This window comes from Anaerobacillus alkalidiazotrophicus, from assembly GCF_001866055.1.
Map to the genome: position 1 here is coordinate 1 of NZ_MLQS01000021.1, position 17,455 is coordinate 17,455.

16 protein-coding genes are annotated in these 17,455 nt (G+C 33.2%); 6 read left to right on the forward strand and 10 right to left on the reverse strand.

The features are described from left to right. Window positions 1-249: 249 nt before the first annotated feature. A complete protein-coding gene (purU, locus tag BKP45_RS14265) occupies window positions 250-1,137 on the reverse strand; it encodes a formyltetrahydrofolate deformylase (RefSeq protein ID WP_071390371.1) in 888 nt (295 codons plus the stop codon). Between the two features lie 260 nt (window positions 1,138-1,397). On the opposite strand from purU, the gene BKP45_RS14270 reads away from it, so the two are divergent. From BKP45_RS14270 to BKP45_RS14285, 4 genes are all read left to right on the forward strand, one after another. Then, window positions 1,398-1,592, forward strand: a complete 195-nt coding sequence (locus BKP45_RS14270) for an NERD domain-containing protein (RefSeq protein ID WP_071390372.1) — start codon at window positions 1,398-1,400, stop codon at window positions 1,590-1,592. After that, entirely contained in the window at window positions 1,589-2,038 is a 450-nt protein-coding gene (locus BKP45_RS23585; RefSeq protein ID WP_071390373.1) for a nuclease-related domain-containing protein, read from the forward strand. The genes BKP45_RS14270 and BKP45_RS23585 overlap by 4 nt, the downstream gene beginning before the upstream one ends. 432 nt (window positions 2,039-2,470) lie before the next feature. Beyond that, window positions 2,471-3,160 (forward strand): sporulation protein, encoded by a 690-nt coding sequence (locus tag BKP45_RS14280; RefSeq protein WP_071390374.1) that lies wholly within the window; start codon window positions 2,471-2,473, stop codon window positions 3,158-3,160. A 191-nt stretch (window positions 3,161-3,351) separates the two neighbouring features. Continuing rightward, a complete protein-coding gene (locus BKP45_RS14285) occupies window positions 3,352-4,158 on the forward strand; it encodes a histidinol-phosphatase (RefSeq protein ID WP_071390384.1) in 807 nt (268 codons plus the stop codon). A gap of 316 nt (window positions 4,159-4,474) precedes the next feature. Here BKP45_RS14285 and BKP45_RS14290 read toward each other — a convergent pair whose 3' ends face one another. The 3 genes from BKP45_RS14290 to BKP45_RS14300 form a co-directional block, all read right to left on the reverse strand. Further along, window positions 4,475-5,419 carry a sugar ABC transporter substrate-binding protein gene (locus tag BKP45_RS14290; RefSeq protein ID WP_071390375.1) on the reverse strand — a complete coding sequence of 315 codons (945 nt, stop codon included), beginning with the start codon at window positions 5,417-5,419 and terminating at the stop codon, window positions 4,475-4,477. Between the two features lie 639 nt (window positions 5,420-6,058). Continuing rightward, window positions 6,059-7,774 carry a ribonuclease J gene (locus BKP45_RS14295; protein WP_084787970.1) on the reverse strand — a complete coding sequence of 572 codons (1,716 nt, stop codon included), beginning with the start codon at window positions 7,772-7,774 and terminating at the stop codon, window positions 6,059-6,061. Window positions 7,775-7,952: 178 nt separating this feature from the next. Next, window positions 7,953-11,150 carry a DEAD/DEAH box helicase gene (locus BKP45_RS14300; protein ID WP_071390377.1) on the reverse strand — a complete coding sequence of 1,066 codons (3,198 nt, stop codon included), beginning with the start codon at window positions 11,148-11,150 and terminating at the stop codon, window positions 7,953-7,955. 208 nt (window positions 11,151-11,358) lie between these two features. Here BKP45_RS14300 and BKP45_RS14305 point away from each other — a divergent pair, with 208 nt between their 5' ends. Continuing rightward, the gene (locus BKP45_RS14305; protein ID WP_071310689.1) at window positions 11,359-11,547 is read left to right on the forward strand and encodes a DUF2187 family protein; all 189 of its coding nucleotides are present in this window, start codon (window positions 11,359-11,361) and stop codon (window positions 11,545-11,547) included. A gap of 130 nt (window positions 11,548-11,677) precedes the next feature. Here BKP45_RS14305 and BKP45_RS14310 read toward each other — a convergent pair whose 3' ends face one another. The 4 genes from BKP45_RS14310 to BKP45_RS14325 all read right to left on the reverse strand — a co-directional run bounded on the left by BKP45_RS14310 (window position 11,678) and on the right by BKP45_RS14325 (window position 15,311). Continuing rightward, window positions 11,678-11,836: a YjcZ family sporulation protein gene (locus tag BKP45_RS14310; RefSeq protein ID WP_071390378.1), complete on the reverse strand. Its 159-nt coding sequence runs from the start codon at window positions 11,834-11,836 to the stop codon at window positions 11,678-11,680. A 162-nt stretch (window positions 11,837-11,998) separates the two neighbouring features. Further along, entirely contained in the window at window positions 11,999-12,091 is a 93-nt protein-coding gene (locus BKP45_RS14315) for a YjcZ family sporulation protein (protein ID WP_071390379.1), read from the reverse strand. Window positions 12,092-12,338: 247 nt separating this feature from the next. After that, window positions 12,339-14,069, reverse strand: coding sequence for a SulP family inorganic anion transporter (locus tag BKP45_RS14320; RefSeq protein WP_071390380.1), 1,731 nt, complete (start codon window positions 14,067-14,069; stop codon window positions 12,339-12,341). A 606-nt stretch (window positions 14,070-14,675) separates the two neighbouring features. Then, on the reverse strand, window positions 14,676-15,311 hold the full coding sequence (locus tag BKP45_RS14325; protein WP_071390381.1) for an FMN-dependent NADH-azoreductase: 636 nt from the start codon (window positions 15,309-15,311) through the stop codon (window positions 14,676-14,678). 256 nt (window positions 15,312-15,567) lie between these two features. Between BKP45_RS14325 and BKP45_RS14330 the strand changes: the two genes are divergently transcribed. Next, window positions 15,568-15,795 (forward strand): hypothetical protein, encoded by a 228-nt coding sequence (locus BKP45_RS14330; RefSeq protein WP_071390382.1) that lies wholly within the window; start codon window positions 15,568-15,570, stop codon window positions 15,793-15,795. 356 nt (window positions 15,796-16,151) lie between these two features. On the opposite strand, the gene BKP45_RS14335 is transcribed toward BKP45_RS14330, so the two are convergent. Further along, window positions 16,152-16,928 (reverse strand): alpha/beta hydrolase, encoded by a 777-nt coding sequence (locus tag BKP45_RS14335; RefSeq protein WP_071390383.1) that lies wholly within the window; start codon window positions 16,926-16,928, stop codon window positions 16,152-16,154. Between the two features lie 397 nt (window positions 16,929-17,325). Next, a partial coding sequence (locus BKP45_RS21695; protein ID WP_139193806.1) for a transposase occupies window positions 17,326-17,455 on the reverse strand: 130 nt, incomplete at its 5' end.

Here is a 17,455-nt window from a genome sequence, read left to right on the forward strand (position 1 = left end):
GTGGACATGGAAGGCAATATCATTTTTTTGTAATTTTACTTCTAAATCTAAAGGCAAAACTAATTGGTTCATGTTATAATCTTTAAACATAAGGACCCTTCTTTCTGTTGAAATTTGGTATGGTAACTTTATTTTATCAGAAGTGGTCCTTATTTTTATTAAAAATAATCAAAGCCGGTGAAATTTTACTCGTCGTAAAATTTCACCGGCTTTTTTCATCTAAGAGGTGGTTTTGTCCCAGCCCCATTTTTACCTAAATACAATTGTTTTATTGTTAAAAGTAAGGATTTTGTCATCTAAGTGCCATGAAACTGCCCTTGCTAGAACAATACGTTCAATATGACTTCCAATTCTCTTCAACTCTTTTGCATGATCGCTGTGATAAACTCTTTCTACATCTTGTTCAATAATTGGACCTTCGTCTAAATCATTAGTCACATAATGAGCTGTTGCACCGATTATTTTAACCCCTCTTTCGTAAGCGCTTTGGTAAGGATTAGCCCCAATAAACGCAGGTAAAAACGAATGATGAATATTGATAATTCTATCAGGGTGATGTGAAATAAAATTCGGAGTCAAAATTTGCATATATCTAGCTAATATAATTAAATCTATATCATTTTCTTTCAAAATTCCTAATTGTTTCGATTCAATTTCATCCTTTGTATCTTTAGTTACTGGGAAGTAGTAAAACGGGATGTTGTAGGACTCTACTAACTCCTTAGAGTCGTTATGATTACTAATAACAAGTTTCACATCCATGTCTAGTGTATTAGATTGCCACAAAAGCTCACGTAGACAATGGTCTTCTTTTGAAACAAAGATTGCAACTTTCTTTTTCACTTCAGCTAAATACATCTCAAACTGCATATCATAGTCCCGAGCAATATGTAAGAAATCTTGATTCAGATCATCTAACTTATTTTTTAAATCAGGCAAATGAAAAACAATCCTCATAAAAAATTGTCCTTCTTGTGGATCTGTAGTATGTTGATCGGAAGTGACAATATTTGCCCCTTTTTCAAATAGAAAATTTGAAACACATGATACGATCCCTGGTCGATCGACACATGATATTAACAATCTTCCTAAGTTTTTATTCTTTGATTGTGTAGCATTATTAATTACGTCTTTCACAAGTTTCCCCCCGCATTTTCAATAAGATAATATTTCAATTATATTTTTTTCTTAAGTTCGAGTCAATTTGAAAATAATTTTCTAACTCCTATGTGTTTTCAATCTTTACTTAATTGGCGCAACCGATCTTGTTATTTCAGTCATATGCAGCACTTATCGAAGTGAGAATTGGGATGAATAATCTATGACCAAAAAATCTTTTACGTTACCCTTGTAAAAATCAGAAATATTTTTTACTAAATAAAAAAGGAGTGTGGTCAATGGTTATTAAACCTCGGCACGAATCACGAGAATTAATAATACTTAAATTTCTAAATGCAAGAAAAAATTTAACAATAAACGAAAGGAATTATTATAATCACCTTGTTAAAGGCTTTAAAGGTGAACAAATATTTGATCAGTGGTTGGAGAAATTACCTAATGATTGGCTCGTCCTAAATGATTTGAACTTTTGAACTTTTTAACTAATAATACTAATATCCAAATTGATAGCTTGATAATTTCTCCAGTGAAAATTTACCTATTAGATGTGAAAAATTATGAAGGTAATTATTATATCGAATCTGACCGTTGGTATTCGATGCCCAAAAGTGAAAGTAAGAACCCTTTACTTCAGTTAAAACGAACAGAAACTCAATTACAAAGGTTACTCGAAGACCTTAGAATAAACCTTTCAGTTGAATCCTACGTAGTATTTGTTAACCCCGAGTTTCACTTATATCAAGCCCCTATCGATGAACCAATTATCTTTCCAACCCAGCTAAATCGTTTTTGTAATAAGTTAAATCTAAACACTTCGAAAATGAAAGTAAATCACTCCAATCTTGCGGAAAAACTGCTTTCTATTCACTTAAGCGAATCCCCCTATAAACGAATTCCTGATTATAACTATGATGAATAAAAAAAGGGATTACATGTGTACAATGCAATTCCTTTCTGATTGAATGTAATGGTAAAACCCTATTATGTAATGAGTGTGGTTACATAGAGGATGTTGATTCTGCCGTTATACGTAGTATAGAGGAGTTCAAGCTTCTATTCTCAGATAAACATATGTAAATATACAAAAATTTTGCATTTGTTCAAACAAAACCCTTAAAAGCGGGATAAAAACACGAACCTGTCAAGGTAGATTTAGGATTACAAATCTAAAGGACAAAACATATTGATAAACCCACCTAATACCGTCACAAAAAAGGCTAAGTTGTTTTAAAGAAAAGTAACTCGAAAAGGATTTCGACGAATATAATGAATAGAACTAAAAAAAATCAATGTCAAACAATGAACTACTTTTTTGATAGGTCTAATAATAATATAGAAAGGATTGATGAACATGTTTAAAGAACTACTTTCATCAATAGGAATTGGATCTACAAAGGTAAACACTGTACTATTTGAAGACATTATCGAAAGAGGGAAAGAAGTTAAAGGAGAAGTCCACATCATTGGCGGTATTTCAGAACAAAAGATTTCAGAAATTTATATTCACATAGACTCTGAGTTTCATAAATATGACCATGATATGACCGAATTCCCCGATATAACAGAACCAATCTTAGAAATAAAAGTAACAGACCCCCTTGTAATAAGACCACATGAAGAAAAAATTATTCCAATTTCTTTTACTATACCCTATTATACTCCTATTACTTTTGGAAAACAGACTGTCCAAATCCAAACAGAACTAAAAATAAACTTACTAAACCACCCCGTTGAAAAACACGACTTTATACTCATAGATCCATTTATTAATGACATCTTCATTTTTTTTAAAAAACAAGGTTTTAGACACAATTTTGAAAGTGGTTTCTGTAGATCTAAACCTCCAACATCTACAAATCCAACCCACTGCCTTCAAAATTTCTTTTTAGAAAATAAGGATGGTGTCAAAGTCTATTTTACTGGAAATGAAAAAGATATTAACATCCACCTTAGTGAAAAAGATCAAGTTCGAAATTTTTTAATTACGCGTGATCAAGATTTATCAATTCAGTTATCAAAGCTATATCCCATCAATAAATAATCTTAAAATATTCCATAATGACTAAATATCAAACTTAGTAAAATGAATGATTACGCCTGGCACCGCTTTAAATAATCTCTAAATAATAAATATCTAAGGAGTGCCAGGTATCATAATTAATAATTTTATATTAAAATGGAAAAAAATATAATCAAAATCATAACATGAGGTGATCGAGTTTGAGTACTAAAGTGAAATTTGATATACATACACATCACGATCGGTGTGGACATGCCCAAGGAAAAATACGTGATTATATTGAAGCTGCTATTGAAAAGGGTCTAACCGTTATCGGAATATCTGATCACACCCCTTATTTCTCAAGTGAAGAAGATCATCCATTACCAGGAATCGCAATGCCAAAAAGTGAATTTAAAAATTATGTGAATGAAGTCCTTCATCTCAAAGAAGTTTACAGTGAAAAAATTGATGTTTTGCTAGGGATTGAGTCAGACTTTTTTCCAGAGTATGTTGAAAACTATCGCTCCTGTTTCGAACCGTATCCATTTGATTACATCATTGGCTCCGTTCACCATGTCGATGAGATCAATATATTTAAAAAAGGACGATGGGAAGGCCTTACCGATAAAGAAAAAATACGTACGAAAGAAACTTACTATCAATTAATTGAGCGCTCAGCGCGTAGCGGATTGTTCCAAATTCTTGGTCATATTGACGCAATGAAGGGGTATTACCCAGCTTTTTCATCGATCCAAACAGAAGCTGTCGAACACACATTAAAAGTCATTGGACAAGCTGGTGTTGCGATTGAAATAAACACATCTGGCAAAATGAAAGACGTTGGAGGCTGGTATCCTTCTAATGAAATGTTAGAACGTGCCCTTTATTATGGCGTCGATGTGACTTTCGGATCTGATGCTCACATTCCTGACCGAGTAGGTGACGATTATGATTTAGTTAAAGAAAAACTAAAGGAAATTGGTTTCAAAGAATGGGTTTATTTTAAAGAAAAGAAAAAAGTAGTTGTCCCCCTATAAAATCAAATACATTACCCCAATCTAATAATAATGATGGATTGTTAGATTGGGTTCATTTAATTTGAAAAAGCTGAACTTCAATCAGTTGGGATTTCTTTCAACACACACTGATTATCTACATTATTTTACGTGAAATTAATTCCCCATTCTCCGTCAAACTTCCAGATTCAAAAATTAAAGAAATGGAAAAGGACTTTTATCACCCCTTTAGCGTTTCCTATTAACTCTTTATAACTTTGTAAAAATACTCCTACAATGGTACTTACTTAAAAGTGTACTTACATTTTGACTTTATTATTTTTATGTTAATCTTATTTCACCTCAATATCTTTTTTATGAAGTCTTTTCTATGAGTTGCATTACCTCTAACAATAATATCGACTCCACTATCAACATACATTTCAACATTTTCACCTTTGATTGCTCTTACAGCAGTTTCAACACTTAAATATCCCATATCGTACGGATTTTGTGCCACTGTTCCTGATAGCGTTTCATTTTCTATTAATTTAATCATTTCAACAATTCCATCTGCCCCTATTACTGGTTTATTATATCCATTTTTATTAATTATTTCATGAGACGCAATAGCCAAAATATCAGTAGTCGCATATACACCATTAATATCTGGATGTTTGTCTAAAAGGTTTTCCATTTCGCTTTTCGCTTGTAATGGATTATTTGGTACATCTGTTTTTAGAATTGTTGTTATCCCTGCAGCTTCTAAACTAGTTTTTGCTCCTACAATCCGATCACCTATAACTACTTGTTCAATATCTCCTGTTATTAAAGCCACTTTATCTCCTGGTTGTAGTTGCGTACCCAATAACGCTCCGCCTAACTTACCTAAGTCAAAATTATTCGTTCCAATATAAGAGGTTTTATTTTCCCAAGGATCATCGGTATCTATTAAGAGTACGGGAATATTTTTTTCATTAAATTTTTTTAACAGAGAAATGATTGACTCTTCTATAGGAGAAACAATAAGTGCATCTGGATTTTGTTTAAGTAAACTTTCTAAAAGATTTTCTTGTTCCTCTATTTTATATTCATTACTAGGAGCAAAAACTAATCCATCTATATTAAAATCTTCAAAGCCTTTTTCTGCTCCCGCTTTTACAATATACCAATATGGATTACTATCTAATTCTTTTAAAACAACTACTATTTTGGGCTTTACATTTCTAGTTGGATTCCATATAGAACTTATTATGACCGTGATTAAAACAATAGCTAAAAAAAATATCCACCTTTTACTCAACCTACCCACTCCTTGTTTACATTACCAAAATTATCTTTAAAAAATAATGAAACTACTAATATCTTAAAACATTTTTACACGGAATATATAGAAAGAAAACTAAATTTTGTCTCAATTTTTGTTGCCATCTATAACAAACGATAGGCTAACTTTTATTTCAACTAGGAACTAACGTAATTTATAGGTTTGCTGCTGACAATAAATTCTATCCTTTTAAAACAGACACTCCTTAAATATTGTTCGTAAAACTCTTAGGTCTTATTTCAAACAAGAAAAGCGCAAGCGCCTTGGTCACGAGCAGCTGCTCCTGTGCCACTCCGTTTGCTCGTCGCAAAGCCACTTCGAAGTAATCCAAGTAGGAGCTTCACTGGGGCGGCCTTTGACAGAAGCCGCTCTTTGGCTTCTTACGTGCTTCTGCATCTTCAAGTACTGCTTCGTAGTAAGCTTCCTCGAAGCAAAGCTGCATGAAGCTAATCAACGAAGGATTTCAAGAGGTAATTGAAGTCAGTTGCTTGCCTGAAGTGAGAGAGCTCGTAGGCGCTGAAGCTAGACAGTTTAGAAATTTATAAATTCTGATTATGTAAAAAAAACAGAAAGCAACACACTATGTTGTACGCTACCTTCTGCTTTTTTGCACTGTTAAACCTCAATAATAATCGGTAAGATCATTGGCTTCTTCTTCGTTTTTTGGAATAAATATTGTCCTACTGATTTCTTTATCGATTGCTTCATCACATTCCATTGTGTTTTATTAGCTTCATGCAATTCATTTACAGTTTTTGTAACAAGACGATTTACGTCTTTGATTAACTCCTCTGAATCTCCACCATAAACAAACCCACGTGAAATAGTATCCGGTCCAGAAATTAGCTTTTTTTCCGATTTGTTTAAGGTTAAAACAACAACGAGCATTCCATCTTCTGAAAGTTGCTTGCGGTCTCGTAATACAATGTCACCAACATCACCAATTCCTACCCCATCTATAAAGGTATTGCCTGCTGGGATTTTTCTTGTCATCCGAGCCTCTGAATTTTCGATATCAACGACATCACCATTACTCATAATAAAAGTATGACCTTCTTCTACTCCAACAGATTCCGCTAATAAACGATGATGATGTAGCATGCGATATTCACCGTGAATAGGAATAAAATATTTTGGTCTCATTAATGTTAGCATTAACTTTAGATCTTCTTGATAACCATGACCAGATACATGCATACCAGAGGAACTACCAGATCCATAAATAACCCTCGCTCCAAGAGCAAAGAAGTTATCGATAATACGTGAAACATCCCTTTCATTTCCAGGAATAGGACCCGCTGCTAATATAATTGTGTCATCCGGTAATACCTCAACTCCCCTAAAACTAGAGTTGGATAAACGGGCTAGAGCAGCCAACGGCTCTCCCTGACTTCCTGTACATAAAATAGCTACTTTCTCAGGATCCATCATGTTGATTTCTTCTTGATCAATTAAGGTTCCCTCAGGTACATCTAAATACCCACGTTCCATAGCCACAGTTACAACATTTACCATACTTCTACCTAGTAACGCCAGTTTTCGATTTGTTTTTTTTGCAGCATTTACTACTTGTTGAACACGGTTTATATTTGATGCAAACGTAGAAATAATAACTTTTCGTTTTGCTTTCATGAACGCCTCTACTACGTGTTCGCCTACCATTTGCTCCGAAGGGGTTAAACCTTTTCGTTCCGCATTAGTGCTTTCAGATAAAAGTAGTAGAACACCTTTCTTACCGATTTCAGCCATTTTATGAATATCTGAATACTCATTATTGGCAGGAGTTAAATCGAACTTAAAATCACCTGTATGTACGATCGCACCTTCAGGAGTATAAAAAACGATTCCTAAGCAATCAGGAATACTATGATTTACTTTGAAAAATTTAACGCTTATGTCTCCAAAGTTCAATTTTGAGTTTGAGTCAATTTCAACTAATTTAGTTTCCCTTATAAGTTTATGTTCTTTTAATTTTAGTTCAATTAATCCAAGCGTGAAACGTGTTCCATAAACAGGTACATTCAATTTCTTCAGAAAAAATGGAATTCCACCAATATGATCTTCATGTCCATGCGTCACAATCAAGGCTTTGATTTTATCTTTATTTTCTAACAAGTACGTAATATCAGGAATGATCAAATCAATCCCTAACAAACTTTCGTCAGGAAACTTATTACCGCAGTCAATGACAATTATTTCATCCCTAAATTGGATGGCATACATATTTTTACCGATTTCCTTTAAACCACCTAAGGCGAAAATAGATAATGTACTCACATTTATACCTCCTCCATCAAATAATATTCTTAGTATGCCTTTTATTTTTTTCATTATAAGAGGGGTTTCCTTTAATTGTTCATATATCCAGAGTCTATTGAGTTAGATGTTAATTATTCTAAAACTCAAAAATGCGAAACCTATTTTTTACTCATTTAAAAAGCACCATCCATTTTTTTGTGGAAAGTGCTAAATTAATTTCCTATTAATACCATAGTCATCAACAATATATTTAAACCATTAATATTTCTCGAATATCTTCTTCAGTTAAAACAGATGATTTTCCTTCTTGTACAGGGTTTAGTACTTCTTCAATTAATTGCCTCTTTTTTTCTTGGAGCTCATTCATTTTTTCTTCGATTGTGCCTTTGGCAACTAGTTTAATAACTTGAACTTCATTTGTTTGACCAATACGATGAGCACGATCTGCTGCTTGCTCTTCGACTGCGGGGTTCCACCAACTATCATATAAAATAACAGTATCTGCACCAGTTAAATTTAAACCTGTCCCTCCTGCCTTCAATGAAATTAGAAATAAGTTTCGATCACCTCGATTAAAGCGTTCGCACATTTTCAATCTTTCTTCGGATGGAGTTTGGCCATCTAAATAGAAAAAAGACACTTTTTGCCTTGCTAATTCTCGACTAATAAGCTCTAACATTTTTGTGAACTGAGAGAAAACCAATACTCTCCTTCCTGAAAGCTTCCCTTGCTCTAGAATTGATAATAACTGTTCATATTTTGATGAAGTTCCTTTATATCCATCAACAAATAAGCCAGGATGACAACAAATTTGTCGTAGCCGCGTTAATCCAGCCAGAATTTTAATACGGTTTTTCCTAATGGTTTCTTTGTTGAGATGCTTTAATGTTTCATGTTTTAGTTTGGATAAATAAGCAGCATAAAGCTTCTTTTGATCTGGAAGTAAATCTACACTTTCAATAACTTCGAATTTTTTTGGTAGTTCATTAAGTACATCTTCTTTCATTCTTCGAAGTAAAAATAACCTTGTCCTCCTTGCTATTGCTTCATTTGAAAGCTTACTATAATCTTTTAATCCTGAAAAAAGTTCAGGAAAGACAACATGAAAAATGGACCATAACTCAACTAATGAATTTTCAACAGGGGTTCCGGTTAGTGCAAACCGATAATGTGCCTGTAGCTTTTTGACTGCACGAGCTGTTTGTGTTAGCGGGTTTTTGAAAGCTTGAGCTTCATCAAAAAACACAGTGTGATAAACTTCTTTCTCATACCACTTTATGTCCGTGCGTAACAGTGGGTAAGAAGTAATTAACACATCAATCCCGACAATTGACTGCCTACATTTGAGCCTATTTTTTTTATTACCATCAATGACAACGGCCTTAACAGCGGGTGAAAACTTTCTAATTTCACTAAACCAGTTATACAGTAATGAAGATGGACAAACAATTAATATCGGCATTTTCTTTTTCCGTATCTCAGGTAATTCAGATAATATAAAAGTAATACTTTGTAATGTTTTTCCGAGTCCCATATCGTCAGCTAATATTCCACCAAATCCATAGTTAGCCAACGTTTTCATCCACTTGAAGCCCAGTTTTTGATAATCGCATAATACATGTTCTACAACTTCAGGTACCGCAAAATCCAAGCTTCCAGGGTCACGTAAATGACTTACAAACTGGCGAAATGACTCTTGAAACGAGAAAACACTATTTCCTTCAACAGTATCAAGTATTTCAAGTCCACGAGCTATTGGAATACGAAGACCTTTTTCTAGATCATCAAGTTGGTTTGGAAAAGTATTTAGAATGCTTTTCATATCATCAAATTCTTTTGTCTCCAACGATAGAAGTGAACCGTTTTCCATTCGATAATATTTCCTTTTTTCTTCTAAAGCTGCTAAAATTTCACGGATTTGATTATCCGATATACCATTCATATCAAATTTAAATTCTAGCCAATTTGTCCGATCTTTTTTTACCTTAATATTAATCTTCGGTATAGCATTCCCTTTAAAAATTCGATTTTTCACAGATGTTGTGGCATAAATTTGTACTAGCTTTTCCAATTTCGGTACTATATGATACAAAAATTCATACTCCATTTTTTCATTATGCATGAAATATCCACCATCTGTTTTAGCAAACCCACTATCGTCCATCAGTTGTAAAATTATTCCTTCTTTACTCACATCTCTACTAAACAAATGACTAGTTTTTACTACCTCGTTTTCCAATGGATTAATCACTAAATGTTCATAATGAAACTCAAGACCAGCTAGAAGACGATTATTTACACGATCTAAGTACAACTTTGCCAGTAAAGGAGCTTTCACAAATTCCTTAGAAATTTCCTCACACAATTGAACATTACCTATTTTTTGTAAACCAGGCATGACGTTTTCGATAAAGAAATTTATTTTCTCCTTTGGAATAGGAACGTTATCAATTCTAGAAGCTTCTAACATCTGTTTGAGTTCAAAAACACGTTTGCAATCATCATTTTTCATACGAATTAATTTACCATCAACGAGGACAGAACTATATGCTGGTAGCGCAATTAAGTGCTGAAGTCCATCAATTTTTAATTGATAACCTTTCCTATCATCTACTTTTATTTCAAATTGAAGATCTAATGGCTCCTGGGAAAATAAAATACTGTCGTAGATATTTGAATGATATTCCCATTTCACGAAACTTGCTCGTTCAAGAACTGGTAGAAGACGATCCCAATATGATGGTGGTATACATAAATAATTTAACTGATTTAGTGCTAACTCTTTTTCAGTCACTTCATCATTGGTTATTTGAATAAGATGTTGAAGGATTGCATCTGTATCTTTATCAAAACAATGATGATTCGGGTCATATTTAAATATAGGGGAAAAATTATATGATTTTCTTTCTTTCACATTTCTTAGAAACTCTCTAACATTTTTCAAAACAGTCTGTCCATATTTAATCTCGATTCCTAACAATAATTGTCCCTTTTCAATTAAAACCGGTTTACACGTAAACAGTATTTCAATAATCTGCCTTTTTTCAAAATGAATTTGTTGACTAGTTGAAGGTTTTGGACGATCGCTGAAAAGAGTGAGCAGCTCATTAGTTAATGTTTGATCCATAGTAGAAAGATCGCTTGTATTAAGAGGGGGAAGCCCTTGCTGCTGATGTTTATGAATGGAAAGTAATACAGCTGCAATATGCTGACAATCCTTTTCGTATGATAATAACTTTGGACAGCTACATGTTGCGTGTAACCTCCCGTTCCCTAACGTTTCAATTTTAACAAAAAACTCTTCTGTTCCTTTTACGGTTGCTTCACATCCATTGGAATGGTAATGTTTAAAAGTAACGTTGTTTGCTCGTTGGAATGAAATCCCTTTTTTGAAGGAGACAGTTCCACACATTTCTTTAATCTTCTTGGGAGTGATATTTATATTCAAATGACTACTGCTCCTTCTAGTAAATTATAGTGATACAACCTATTTTTCTTTATGCTTGATTGTAACATAAACCATCAATTTTTTTCACAGGTTTTCATTATCGAAACTTGAATAACTATACAATGCTATATTTTTTACTTTTTTTACAAAGGTTAAAGAAACAGAAACAAGCAAACGATATAATTGATTAAATTAGGAGGGGTTCATGATGAGTGAGGAAATTACAACACAACCCGGAGATATGATTAAAATTACAGCTGGTGACTTTAAAGGAGAAAAAGGAAAAATTATTGGTGTATATAATAATTCATCTTCTGTTGAGTTAGACATAAAAGAAGCTGATGACAAGCCGAGAAAAACAGTGATTGCCCATAAGAACTACAAAGTAATTAAGTAATTCGACAATATTTTGAACTAATTTACCCTAACCAAAATAAAATATGACATACTAAATGAATAAAGACGGTTCAATCCTTTATGGAAGAACCGTCTTTTCATTTCACTTATTTCTTGATGCATACTTATAGTTATGCAGTTACATAAGCTGTACCGATAATTACAAGTAGGATGAATAGCACCACTATTAATGCAAATCCTCTACCAGCACCGTAAGTTGGTGCTGGGTAAGCTGGTGCTGCATAGCCATAACCAACCGGTTGATCGCAACCACAACCATGTCCGTACATTATACATTCTCCTTCCATAAAAATAATTTTCTTTCCCTTTTTATCTTATTATACATTTTTTATCGATTGGTCTTTTGTGATTTTTTGGAAATACCACTTGAGTTATTGAATAATAAGATAGTATTTAACACGTTACCTGATACATAGAGTAGTTATTTATATTTAGTATCCAACGTACGCAGTACCTATAATAACTAAAAGAATAAACAAGACTAGGATTAACGCGAAACCTGCAGTTCCTACATGTGCAGACATCTTCAACACTCCTTTCTTATTTTCATTAAAATTAACCTTACACTCAATACCCTATTCAACTTTATAAATATGTGATTGGACGATTGCGGATTATATTAATATTTCATTATTTTCTCCATAAAGAAACAATATCCTGAAGTATTAAAACGTTTAGGATTAGATATTAATTTATCACTCCTATCTAAAAAAACAGACACTACCCCTTTTGAAAGTTAGCACCTGTCTTTTTAATGAAATTGTAAAACTACTAAATAGAATAATCGTGAACCCATTCTTTATTTTTTGTTTTAGATGTCTCGTTATGTTCAAAATACTTGTAAATACCTTTTTCTTTTAATATCTGTTTCACTGTTAAATGATTTTTTTGCTCTTTATACCTTATGTGCCAACCTACTTTATTAACGGTGTCACGTATTGCACCCTTCATATTTGTAAACAACACAATGATGTTTCTCTCCTTAAAATAACTAATTAATTCTTCCAACTTTTCTATAGAAACTGTATCGATATCATTTACACCACTCATATCTAAAATTAGCCACTTTGACTGACTATTTTGTTGATATAATTTCTTTAATTTTTCGTCTAGGTATGAAATATTTGCAAAGTGTAGGGAAGAATCGATTCGTATAATTAATACAATTTCTGAAGTAATTGCTTCAGGATACCATTTAATATCACGAAAAATTTGTTCTCTTCTTACGTACCCTAGCTGAGCAATGTTAGGTTTAAAGCTTCGGTTAAGTAATAAAATTAGTGTAAATAACGCACCTATAATAATTCCCCATTGTATACCTACAAATAAAGTAACGAAAAATGTAATGATCCATATCCAACCTTCTAAAGGCTTTACTTTAAAAAGGTGCTTCATTTCCTTAATATCAATTAAATTGTATACTGCAACGATAATAATAGCAGCTAAAACAGCATTTGGTAGATAATAAAATAAAGAAGTAAAAAATAATAACGTAATAATTACACAAACTCCAGTTATAATTGATGTTACTTGTGTCCTACCGCCTACTTGATGGTTTACTGCCGTCCTGGAGAAACTTCCATTAATCGGAAATGATTGAAAACAAGAACCAACAATATTTGAAATACCTAGTGCTACTAATTCTCTATTAGGACTAATTTTGTAATTTTCGATACGAGCAATTGCTTTTGAAATGGCTAAAGACTCCATAAATGCTATTAAAGAAATAGTCAATGCCATCGGGAATAACATTTGGATTTTTTGGATAGTTACTTCCGGAATTATCATCAATGGCAACCCTTGTGGAACATTTCCAATAATCTGTAACCCTCGTTCATCTAACCGTAGTAACATAACTGTTGTTAAAGATATCATTACCATAATTAATGCACTAGGTAACTTCGGGTTCATTTTTTTTATTAAAAGGAGACCTATAATGCTTAAAAGTCCAACTAGNAATGTAACAATATGAATTTCCGAAAATTTATCTATCACGTCAAATAACAAAAATTGAACTTGTAAATAATTTCCTACCTCTACTCCTAATAAATGTTTTAATTGACTAAAACCTATCACTATGGCAGCTGCTGATGTGTAGCCATTTAACACAGAGTGTGGAATAAATTTGACGATAAAACCACCTTTAAAAGTACCTAAAAGAAGTTGAATTATTCCAACCATTAAAGCGAGAATCAAAACAATTGAAATATATTCTGAGGTACCTGTCTCTGCATAGACAGAAACACCAGAGAAAACAAGTAAAGATGTAATAGCCACAGGTCCAACAGATAAATGCTTAGATGAAGCAAAAAGAGCATAAATAATTAATGGAATTGTTGATGCATATAAACCCATGACTGGTGGAAGACCAGCAAGCATTGCATAAGCCATGCTTTGAGGAATTAGCATAACATACAATGTTAAGCCTGCAATTAAATCATATTTAAATAGTTTTCGATTGTAATGAAAAGCTAATTGGTTGGGCAAATATTTTTTAAACATATTTAACCTTATCCTTCCTTACTGTATAATACCATTACCAAAAGCTTCAAATAAAGCTGAACATCAATCAGTGTGCCCTTCATCTCTGACTAATTGCTAGTCTATTTTACAAGCTTATCTTCTCCTACTAAGGATCTTATATCCCAAAGAAATAGTAGAACTATTATTTATTTCAATGTAAGAAAGTATAAAATTCCATACTTGGAACCTGTCTAGCTCCAGGCGCCTTGCTCTTATCTTACAGGGATTAAGTAATATTATGTAGCCTCTCTATAATTCTATATTTTTTCACCCCATGAAGCAAAGCCTTTTACAATTTTATAAAGCTGAACTTCAATCAGTGGGGGTTTTCCTTCATCCCCCACTGATTGTTAGTTCAACTTATACCACAGGCATAAGAATAACTAATCATCAGCTTTCACTGATTAAAGTTATTCTATATCGGACCTTTAGGGGCAGTTTATCCCCCACCTAAACTTCTCGATTTTCTTACGTTTTGAGGTGGAGGTCTTACTGCCCCTAAAGAGTGGGATACATATTGATCTAAAGAAACTCTAACCTTAAGTAAAAAAGAGTCAACTCTGAATTGACTCTTTGAAATAATCCTTAAAATGTATGTGCAAAATCTTTAGCTTTTGCAATGGCGTTTTCTTTTATTTCCTGAGCTTTATCAGGCATTGCACCATGTCCTTCTACAAATAACCCCTCAAAGGAAGGTACACCATAAAATTGCATCATAACATTTAAATAACGATGTCCCATTTCCATTTCAGCTGCTGGTCCCACAGAGTATATTCCACCTCTAGCTTGGATATGTAAGGCTTTTTTATCAGTTAATAGACCGACAGGCCCTTGTTCAGTATATTTAAACGATTTTCCTGCAACTGAGACAGCATCAATATACGCTTTCATTACTGGTGGGAAAGAAAAATTCCATAGTGGTGTTACAAAAACATACTTATCAGCTGAAATAAATTGATCACAGAGCTCCGAAAGTCTTCCAACTTTTCCTTTTTCATCTGCAGAAAGTTCATCAAAACCTTTGCCTGATTGAAGCTTCCCCCAACCACTGAAGACATCGACATCAATTTCTGGAATATTTTCGTTGTAAAGATCAATGTTTACGATTTCATGATTAGGATTTACCTCTTTGTAAGTTTCAATAAAAGCTATCCCTATTGCCATACTATAAGATTGTGTATCATCATGAGGATGAGCGGTAATATACAAAACTTTTGTCATTTTTTCTTTCCTTTCCTTAGTTTAACTAGACACTCTATTATCTGCTGTATTTGAGATAATATTCAGTTTAATGAATTTTAACAAACATATTTTTCGCCAATAAGATATTACCTTAGTTCATTTGCTATATTTTCATTTAAAGTTTAATGTAAATTAATTAATGAGATTAGATAACTGAATTTCAAATAAAATTCATTAAATATTTAACTAAAGTTAGTAAAAATTAAAATGAAAACTAGTGAGGGAGGATGTAATTATGGCTTTGCAAAAAGGAATTCAACCTAGAAGTACACATCCAGATGGGAAAAAAGAAAGTATAATTAATGATAGTGGTGGAAAGGCAATGGGAATAAGTGCAGATGCAAATCCACAAAATGTAGATCAAAAATTTAACAACATAGAAAATAGAGTGCATAATACGAGTGAAGAACAAATGGAAGAACTCATTGAGGAAGTGAATATTGAAAAAGACTCGCTTAGATAACAAGAAAAGCGCAAGCGCCTTGGTCACGAGCAGCTGCTCCTGTACCACTCCGTTTGCTCAAGAGCAAAGCCGCTCTTTGGCTTCTTACGTGCTTCTGCGTCTTCAAGTACTGGCTTCGTAGTAGCTTCCTCGAAGCAGTGTTTTGTGCGACGAGTAACCGCAGGAGCAAAGCTGCATGAAGAATCAACGAAGGATTTCAAGAGGTAATTGAAGTCAGTTGCTTGACTGAAGTGGTCGAGCTGATGGCGCCTGGAGCTAGACAGTTTCTAAGTTAGAAATTTATAAATTCTGGTGATTATATAAAAAAGCATTCAGAAAATCAATATCTGAATGCTTTTTTATAATCTAACCGAAGCTTAACTTATGAAACTAGTGATCTCCTCTTTCGTAGAAACTTCTGAAATAAAGCTAATTGTATCAGAAATGATTTTTGGGTGATCATAATCCATTGATGCAACATGGTATGAATTTTTCAATTCAATTATATCCTTTTGTATTGAGCTTACATTGTCATAAACATAATTTGTACTTTTGGGCGGTACAACATTATCTACTGTTGAATGAAAAAGGAGTAAAGGACTATTTATTGCTGGTAATTTATCAGTTGTATAATCAATTAATGATAGTAACTGTTTTATTGCATGGAGAGGAACCTTTGGATATGTAATTTCAAAAATTGATTGATCTTTAATATCCGGTGCTCCTTCTTCTAAATATCTAGGAATATTTTTGTTTTTATATTGGGCATACCCAGGTACTTCTAATGCTACATTAATCGTTATGATTCCAGTGACGTCCTGAAATCTGCTAGCTACAAGTAAGGATAATAAGCCCCCCATTGATTGGCCCACAATATACACTTCGTCACACTGCTTTTTTAAATCAATATAGTTGTCTTCAAGTTGTTTAATCCAATCTGTAAATGTTGCTAGCTCTAGATCTTTATAGTGAGTTCCGTGTCCTTTCAACCTAGGTGCCCTAACAGTAAAGCCAGCTTTTGAAAATCCTTCTCCTAAAAATCGCATACTTTGAGGTGTTCCAACAAAGCCATGGCACAATAGGATACCAATATTACTTCCCTCAAAGTGAAAATCTTCTGCTCCAGAAATTACTGAAAATATAGATGTAGTCATCATAAACCCCCAATATATCTTTTAATAGTTACGATTTATTTTTAATCAAACTGATTTGTTCTTTAGGGGCATAGCCCCCCACCTCTAAGCGTAGCGTAGGTGGGAACTTCATTCAGGAGGAGTTGGACTCCATCTGAATTTTCGATGTTCTAGCGAAGTTAGAACGAGTTATATTATTCCAATAGGTTTAGTTGGTATTATGATAATATCACTATACTTTCCATTTAGTCAAGGAAATTTCCGGGAATCACACTAACATTTCATATCTTCTAAAATGAAGGTTCTACGTCAAATGTTGGGGTAGATAGATCTTAGGCTACCGCGCTACGCTTGGTGGCCTTATCATTTTTCGAGGGAATTCCCTCGAAAAATGATAAGGGTTTTATACTAAAGCCTACTATCCGACATGAGACCCTATTCTTTTATACTGATGTGACAATAATATTTTCGCTCGGAACCGATCAAAATTTCTAAAGCCAAAAGCATTTCTTTTTAAGACTTTTGTAGAATTATTTATCCCTTCCAAA

Bases quoted from the DNA above. Each gene is read 5' to 3' on its own strand.
- BKP45_RS14270 (WP_071390372.1), top strand. From the start codon at position 1,398: ATGGTTATTAAACCTCGGCACGAATCACGAGAATTAATAATACTTAAA.
- BKP45_RS14280 (WP_071390374.1), top strand. From the start codon at position 2,471: ATGTTTAAAGAACTACTTTCATCAATAGGAATTGGATCTACAAAGGTA.
- BKP45_RS14295 (WP_084787970.1), bottom strand. From the start codon at position 7,774: ATGAAAAAAATAAAAGGCATACTAAGAATATTATTTGATGGAGGAGGT.
- BKP45_RS14305 (WP_071310689.1), top strand. From the start codon at position 11,359: ATGAGTGAGGAAATTACAACACAACCCGGAGATATGATTAAAATTACA.
- BKP45_RS14310 (WP_071390378.1), bottom strand. From the start codon at position 11,836: ATGTACGGACATGGTTGTGGTTGCGATCAACCGGTTGGTTATGGCTAT.
- BKP45_RS14315 (WP_071390379.1), bottom strand. From the start codon at position 12,091: ATGTCTGCACATGTAGGAACTGCAGGTTTCGCGTTAATCCTAGTCTTG.
- BKP45_RS14325 (WP_071390381.1), bottom strand. From the start codon at position 15,311: ATGACAAAAGTTTTGTATATTACCGCTCATCCTCATGATGATACACAA.
- BKP45_RS14330 (WP_071390382.1), top strand. From the start codon at position 15,568: ATGGCTTTGCAAAAAGGAATTCAACCTAGAAGTACACATCCAGATGGG.
- BKP45_RS14335 (WP_071390383.1), bottom strand. From the start codon at position 16,928: ATGACTACATCTATATTTTCAGTAATTTCTGGAGCAGAAGATTTTCAC.